This is a genomic window from Rhizobium phaseoli, assembly GCF_010668805.1.
GTDB lineage: Bacteria > Pseudomonadota > Alphaproteobacteria > Rhizobiales > Rhizobiaceae > Rhizobium > Rhizobium phaseoli_A.
Window position 1 is genome coordinate 1 of record NZ_WUFT01000124.1, and the last position, 403, is coordinate 403.

Below are 403 nucleotides of genomic sequence, written 5' to 3' on the forward strand. Positions count from 1 at the left end.
AGTTGGCATTGTTTAAGATTGATTTAAGCGACGCCACGTACTCTTCGACTCATCAAAGAGTCAACTCTCCCAATCAGGAGTACACGATGCAAGCAAAAATACTGACCCGTAGCGCCGTTGCAGCGGCCGTCGTTATCGCATTGTCGGCGGGCTACGTGGCGGGGCATCGCGACGTGCCAGCGCCCCAGGTTATCTCGCCCGCGGCCGCCGCGATGATGCCCGCGGAAGCTGCGGCGAAAACGGGCATTCCCGATTTCTCGGGCCTCGTCGAAACGTATGGGCCTGCCGTCGTCAACATCAGCGCGAAGCACGTCGTGAAGCAGACGGCGATGCGCGGCGGCAATGGCAATAACAGCGGTCAGCTTCCCATCGATCCGAGCGATCCGTTCTATCAGTTCTACCG

At 59.1% G+C, this 403-nt stretch carries 1 protein-coding gene; it reads left to right on the forward strand.

The genetic code is table 11. The annotated features are described in order from the left end of the window. Window positions 1–403, forward strand: a 403-nt coding sequence (locus GR197_RS31680) for a hypothetical protein (RefSeq protein ID WP_432444218.1), incomplete at both ends; no start/stop codon positions are given.